General features: G+C 64.9%; 7 protein-coding genes and 1 pseudogene. 3 read left to right on the top strand and 5 right to left on the bottom strand.

Features of this window, described 5'->3' with window-relative positions; genetic code table 11:
* The coding region (locus JOY90_RS27435; RefSeq protein WP_291694235.1) for a chemotaxis response regulator protein-glutamate methylesterase at positions 1 to 1,105 on the top strand (1,105 nt) is incomplete at its 5' end.
* Positions 1,102 to 1,974, top strand: a complete 873-nt coding sequence (locus JOY90_RS27430) for a protein-glutamate O-methyltransferase CheR (RefSeq protein WP_291694234.1) — start codon at positions 1,102 to 1,104, stop codon at positions 1,972 to 1,974. The genes JOY90_RS27435 and JOY90_RS27430, both read left to right, overlap by 4 nt.
* A gap of 224 nt (positions 1,975 to 2,198) precedes the next feature.
* Here the strand turns inward: JOY90_RS27430 and JOY90_RS27425 are convergent, their stop codons facing one another.
* The 5 genes from JOY90_RS27425 to ctrA all read right to left on the bottom strand — a co-directional run bounded on the left by JOY90_RS27425 (position 2,199) and on the right by ctrA (position 5,348).
* A complete protein-coding gene (locus JOY90_RS27425) occupies positions 2,199 to 3,356 on the bottom strand; it encodes a glutathionylspermidine synthase family protein (protein WP_291694233.1) in 1,158 nt (385 codons plus the stop codon).
* Positions 3,357 to 3,367: 11 nt separating this feature from the next.
* Positions 3,368 to 3,604, bottom strand: a complete 237-nt coding sequence (locus tag JOY90_RS27420) for a hypothetical protein (protein WP_291694232.1) — start codon at positions 3,602 to 3,604, stop codon at positions 3,368 to 3,370.
* Positions 3,605 to 3,704: 100 nt separating this feature from the next.
* The gene (locus JOY90_RS27415) at positions 3,705 to 4,082 is read right to left on the bottom strand and encodes a hypothetical protein (protein ID WP_291694231.1); all 378 of its coding nucleotides are present in this window, start codon (positions 4,080 to 4,082) and stop codon (positions 3,705 to 3,707) included.
* A gap of 2 nt (positions 4,083 to 4,084) precedes the next feature.
* Positions 4,085 to 4,489: a DUF350 domain-containing protein gene (locus JOY90_RS27410; RefSeq protein ID WP_291694230.1), complete on the bottom strand. Its 405-nt coding sequence runs from the start codon at positions 4,487 to 4,489 to the stop codon at positions 4,085 to 4,087.
* Positions 4,490 to 4,646: 157 nt separating this feature from the next.
* Positions 4,647 to 5,348, bottom strand: a complete 702-nt coding sequence (gene ctrA, locus JOY90_RS27405) for a response regulator transcription factor CtrA (RefSeq protein ID WP_291694229.1) — start codon at positions 5,346 to 5,348, stop codon at positions 4,647 to 4,649.
* A 386-nt stretch (positions 5,349 to 5,734) separates the two neighbouring features.
* Here ctrA and fliI point away from each other — a divergent pair.
* Positions 5,735 to 6,050, top strand: a pseudogene (gene fliI, locus JOY90_RS27400) (flagellum-specific ATP synthase FliI); the annotation flags it as partial.

The raw sequence follows: 6,050 nt of genomic DNA, 5'->3' as shown, positions 1-6,050 counted from the left end.
CGACGACTCCGTCGTCATCCGGGGATTGATCTCGCGCTGGATCGCGGCCGAGCCCGACATGGTGGTGGCGGCCTCGCTGCGCACCGGGCTGGAAGCCGTCAACCAGCTCGAAAAGGTCAGGCCCGACGTCGCCGTGCTCGACGTCGAAATGCCCGAGCTCGACGGCATCTCGGCGCTGCCGCAGCTGCTTGCGAAGAAGCGCGACCTCATCGTCATCATGGCCTCGACCTTGACCCGCCGCAACGCGGAGATCAGCTTCAAGGCGCTTTCGCTCGGTGCGTCCGACTACATTCCGAAGCCGGAGACCACCCGCGAGCCTCACGCGGCGGACATCTTCCATCACGACCTCATTCAGAAGATCCGCTCGTTCGGTGCAAAGCTCCGGCGTTCGGCACAGCCGTTGCCGGCACCTGCGCACGCTCCCGCGCCCACCGGCGACAGGCGGCCCGATCTGCCGCCGCGCGCTGCGACGGCGCACGCAGCATCGCCCCAGCTCGCGCGGCGCGCTTTCAGCACCCAGACGCCGCGCGTGCTCGTGATCGGCTCCTCGACCGGGGGCCCGCAGGCCCTGATGACGCTGGTCACCGACATCGGCCCGGTGATCGATCGCTTCCCGGTGCTGATCACCCAGCATATGCCGCCGACCTTCACGACCATCCTGGCCGAGCATCTGGCGCGTTCCAGCCGCAAGCCGGCGCATGAGGCCGTCGACGGCGAGGCCGTCAAGCCGGGCCGGATCTACCTGGCGCCGGGTGGCCGGCACATGCGCGTCGTGCGCCACGGCACCGAGGTGGCGATCGCGCTCGACGACGGCCCCCCGGTCAATTTCTGCAAGCCGGCGGTCGATCCGCTGTTCTCCTCCGCAACGGAGGTCTGGCAGGGCACAACCCTCGCGGTGGTCCTGACCGGCATGGGTTCCGACGGCATGCGCGGCGGCAAGGAAGTCGTCGCCGCGGGCGGCAGCGTGATCGCCCAGGACGAAGCCACCAGCGTGGTGTGGGGCATGCCCGGTGCGGCGGCGAACGCCGGCATCTGTGCCGCCGTGCTGCCGCTCAACCAGATCGCGCCGAAGCTGATCCGGCTGTTCTCGGGAGACCGTTCGTGAATATCTCGGACTATGAGTTTCTGCGTAAGCTCCTGAAGGAGCGCTCCGGCCTCGATCTCTCCGCCGACAAGCAATATCTGGTCGAGAGCCGGCTGATCCCGCTCGCGCGCAAGGCGGGGCTCGCCGGTATTGCCGACCTCGTGCAGCGGATGAAGAGCGGCGCGGAGGGGCTGACCTGGGAGGTGGTGGAGGCGATGACCACCAACGAGACCTTCTTCTTCCGCGACAAGATCCCGTTCGATCATTTGCGCGACACCATCCTGCCGGCCCTCCTGCAGCAACGCGCCAACCGCCGCACCATCCGGATCTGGTCGGCGGCGTCCTCCACCGGCCAGGAGCCCTATTCCATCGCGATGTGTCTGAAGGAGAAGGCGCAGATGCTGTCGGGCTGGCGCGTCGAGATCGTCGCGACCGACCTGTCGCAGGAGGTGCTGGAGAAATCGAAGGCCGGCATCTACAGCCAGTTCGAGGTGCAGCGCGGCCTGCCGATCCAGCTCCTGGTCAAGTACTTCACCCAGACCGGCGAGCTCTGGCAGCTCAACGCCGATATCCGCGGCATGGTCCAGCACCGTCAGCTCAATCTGCTGCAGGACTTTTCCCATCTCGGCAGGTTCGACGTGATCTTCTGCCGCAACGTCCTGATCTATTTCGACCAGGAGGCCAAGGCCAACATTTTCGAGCGGCTCGCCAAGGTGCTCGAGCCCGACGGCACGCTGATGCTCGGCGCCGCCGAGTCGGTGGTCGGCATCACCGACGCCTTTCGGCCCTGCCCTGAGAAGCGCGGGCTCTATCAGCCGAACCCTGCCCGCGGCTCGCGCCCCATGATCGGCGCAGGTTCACCGGCGCTGAAGGTGGTCGCGGCGCGCTGAAGCGGCAAGCCGCGCCGTGCTGGATCGCTCGATCGAGTCGAACGACGACAGTCGGGTTTGTGCCGCGCAGTCGCCGTCACCACCGCTGTCATGCTCGCGAAAGCGGGCATCCAGCATTCCAGAGACAGCAGTGCTGGAATCGATAAGCCGCGGCGTGCTGGATCGCCCGGTCAAGCCGGGCGATGACAGTTGAGTTTGTGCCGCGCCGTCGCCGTGCCCAAACCCTACAGGATCGCATGCGGCAGGAAGCGGGACGTGTTGCCGGTGATCGGGCTTTCATCCTCGCGGATCGATAATCCGCAGGGCGTGTGATCGACCAGCCAGCTTCCGAGCACCGGATATTGTCCGCCAAAATTGCGCAACGGCGCGAATGCCTGCCGGACGAAACCTTCGGCGCCATAGGGACCGGCCTGCTCGGCGAAGGCGACGCCGTCGCTGATCAGCATCACATTGGCGCCCTCGCGGGAATAGATCGGCTTGCGCACGAAGGAGGCGCCGAGCTCGCGCGCCCTCGGATCATCCTCGAAATAGGCCGGCAGCAGGTTGGGATGGCCGGGAAACATCTCCCACAGCAGCGGCAGGATGCCCTTGTTGGACAGCACGGCCTTCCACGGCGGCTCGATCCAGCGCGTGCGAACCTCTCTCAGCTTCGCGCCGAACTCGTCGTGGAACATCCATTCCCAGGGATAGAGCTTGAAGATCAGTTCGATGTCGCGGCCTTCGAGATCGACGAAGCCGCCTTCGTCGCGCCAGCCGATCTCCTCGATGTCGAGCAGCGTCGTGGCGAAGCCGGCCTGCGCCGCGGTGTCCTCGAGATAGGCGAGCGTGCCGAGATCCTCGGCGCTCTCGGTCGTGCCGGTGAAATGCAGATGGCGCGTCGGGGCGAACTTCTGCCAGGCCTCGATCAAGTGCTCGTGGATGGAATTGAACTGGTCGGCAGCGGCCGGAATCATCCCCCGCTCGATGGCCTGCTCGAGCCAGGTCCACTGGAACACTGCGGCCTCGAAGATCGAGGTCGGCGTGTCGGCGTTGTATTCGAGCAGCTTCGCGGGACCATCGCCGTCTAACCTCAGGTCCAGCCGACCGTACAGGCTGCCATCGTCGCGCTGCCAGCTCTCGGCGATCAGCGGCCAATGGATTTCCGGAATCTTCAGCCGCCGCAGGAGCTCCTCGTCCTCGACCGCACGGTCGGCGAATTCGAGGCACATCGCCTCGATCTCGCCGGTCGGCGCCTCGATCTGCTCCTCGATCTCGTCGAGCGTGAAGACGTAGTAAGCGCGCTCGTCCCAATAGCGCTCGCCATCGATGGTGTGGAAGTCGAAGCCGCAGGCCTCCGCGGTGCTCTGCCAGTCGTCGCGCTCGGGGCAGGCGATGCGCTGCATCTCAATGCGGCTCAGCCGCCGTGACCGTGACCGTGGCCGTGCCCGGGCGAATCGCCGTGAAAGCGGCGGAGCGTGCCGCCGAAGCCGCCATGGATGGCGCGGCAGAAGGGCTCGCCATTCGGGCCCGGCTCCAGCGAGAACCCCGGGCCGCAATGATGCGGCATTTGCGCTTCCGCGAAGCTCATCGACACTGCGCCGACGGCGGCACTTCCCATCATGGTCAGCACGACCCGGCGTGAGCGTTTCATGGTGCGGCCCCCCCAAACTGAAAAAGCGCCGTAAAATCCTCGCCGATCCGCCGCCGATCAGGCAAGCCAAACAAGGTGATTTCACGGCATCGTGCGCGCGCTAGCTTCGGCCGGAGAAGCCGAAGGCGCGGGCGAACGATCCGAAGCCGCCGCGGCTGACGTGGCCCTCGCCCGCGTCGGACGAGCTGGCCGAGGCGTGAGAGGAATCGCCGCCCGAGAAGAAACCATAGCGCGAACGGCTGTAGCCGCCGGACGAACTGCGCGACGTGCAAGCGACGCCGCTCTGCGGCAGTGCCGGCGCGGCCATGCCGGGTGAGGGTGGGGCGCAGGCCTCGCGCGGCATCACCGCATAGGCGGTGCCACCGACTGCGAACGATCCCATCAGCAGCAGCGCCACATGGTGCGAGCGCTTCGGCCCGGGCGCGGGCGGGAGGTGCGTCTGCCCGCGCTTGCCGAATTCGATCGGCCTGCCGGCCATGGTCAGGAGATCATCGAGGCGGCGTCGAGCGCGCCTGCCGCCAGCGACGACAGTCCGAGCCAGATCGCAGGCGCGAGCTCGCCGGCGGCAATACGCTGCGACAGGTTCGGCACCGGAATCTTCACGAGGTAATAGACCACGACCTGGACGATCAGCGCGACCAGGCTCCAGATCAGGCAATCCACGACGTTGGCGGAATGCGCGATCGCGCTGACGACCGGCAGCGTGAAGCCGAGCAAAGAGAGGCCGAGCGCGATCGCGGCGGCCGGGTCGTTGTCGCGGATGAGCTGGAATTCGTTGTGCGGCGTGATCTTGGTGTAGACGAAGAGGTAGGTCACGACCGCGACGATTGCGGTGCAGAAATACAGCAGGAAGGCCGGCAGCCCGGCGAGCGATTGCAGGATCATGGAACAGCGCCCCCGATTCGGCTCCGACTCGAACTTGGCACGATCTCTCGGACGGCGCCCAGCGGGGACAGGTTTCGATCCAAACAAAAACCCCGCCATTTGCGGCGGGGTCCAGTCGGGAGGAGCGAGCCGTGTGGCTCGCCGGTAAAACTGAACGTCAGGCGGGGATGCGCTCGTCTTCGTCGTGCGGCTCGCGCAGCACGTAGCCGCGGCCCCAGACGGTCTCGATGAAGTTGCGGCCTTCGGAGGCGTTGGCGAGCTTCTTGCGCAGCTTGCAGATGAAGACGTCGATGATCTTCAGCTCCGGCTCGTCCATGCCGCCATAGAGATGGTTGAGGAACATTTCCTTGGTCAGCGTGGTGCCCTTGCGCAGCGAGAGCAGCTCCAGCATCTGGTATTCCTTGCCGGTCAGATGCACGCGCTGGCCGCCGACCTCCACCGTCTTGGTGTCGAGATTGACCACGAGGTCGCCGGTCTGGATCACCGACTGGGCATGGCCCTTGGAGCGGCGCACGATGGCATGGATGCGGGCCACCAGCTCGTCCTTGTGGAAGGGTTTGGTCATATAGTCGTCGGCGCCGACACCGAGACCCTTGACCTTGTCCTCGATGCCGGCGAGGCCGGACAGGATCAGGATCGGAGTCTTGATCTTGGAGACCCGGAGCTGCTTCAGCACGTCATAGCCGGACATGTCGGGCAGGTTGAGGTCGAGCAGGATAATGTCGTAATCGTATAGTTTGCCGAGGTCGACGCCCTCTTCGCCGAGGTCCGTCGTGTAGACGTTGAAACTCTCGGACTTGAGCATCAACTCGATCGACTGCGCGACGGCGCTGTCATCTTCAATCAGCAAAACGCGCATGCCAGTTCCCCATAGTCGCCGCTCCGGGCGTCAGGTCGGCCGCATCTGCGGCACTCAAAACGCCTTATGAACAACTGATTCGGATCCTGACTGAATATGGTTAACAAAATCTGATTCATGTGCGCAAGGTGTCTCAGTGCAATTTTTATCGAATCGCCCTAAGGTATTGCGCAGAAGCAGTATTTCGTAATCACATCCCGTTCATGCTCCACGTTAAGAGGCGGGCCTAACCGACTCTTGCGACTCGCCTGTTCCGGTTCCGGCAGGCAGGCGCGCTCAGTCACCAAAAGACAGTGACGCAATGATTAATGACGCGGGTAAACACGAAGTTAAACCAGGATGTGAAAAGCGCCGAAACTTAAGGTTTTCGCAATGAAGGGCGTCAGATGAAGGCTTTGGCCGAGCAGATTGGCGACATCGACAGCATCAATATCCATGGCCGGGTGGTCGGGGTGCGCGGCCTGATGGTGGAGGTCGCAGGTCCCATTCACGCGATGTCGGTGGGAGCAGGGCTGGTGATCGAGACCGGTGCGAACCGCTTCATCCCATGCGAGGTGATCGGCTTCTCCGGCAACAACGCCGTCGTGATGCCGTTCGCGGGACTCGAAGGCGTGCGGCGGGGCTGCAAGGCGGTCATCGCCAACGCAGCCAATCAGGTGCGGCCGTCTGCGGCCTGGCTCGGTCGTGTGGTCAACGCGCTCG

The organism is Bradyrhizobium sp. (assembly GCF_019242285.1).
GTDB lineage: Bacteria > Pseudomonadota > Alphaproteobacteria > Rhizobiales > Xanthobacteraceae > Bradyrhizobium.
The sequence above is the reverse complement of the archived record's forward strand: the minus strand, read 5'-3'. Positions and strand labels throughout refer to the sequence as shown.

Coding starts and splice junctions, on each gene's coding strand:
- JOY90_RS27425 (WP_291694233.1), bottom strand. CDS start 3,356: ATGCAGCGCATCGCCTGCCCCGAGCGCGACGACTGGCAGAGCACCGCG.
- JOY90_RS27420 (WP_291694232.1), bottom strand. CDS start 3,604: ATGAAACGCTCACGCCGGGTCGTGCTGACCATGATGGGAAGTGCCGCC.
- JOY90_RS27415 (WP_291694231.1), bottom strand. CDS start 4,082: ATGGCCGGCAGGCCGATCGAATTCGGCAAGCGCGGGCAGACGCACCTC.
- JOY90_RS27410 (WP_291694230.1), bottom strand. CDS start 4,489: ATGATCCTGCAATCGCTCGCCGGGCTGCCGGCCTTCCTGCTGTATTTC.
- ctrA (WP_291694229.1), bottom strand. CDS start 5,348: ATGCGCGTTTTGCTGATTGAAGATGACAGCGCCGTCGCGCAGTCGATC.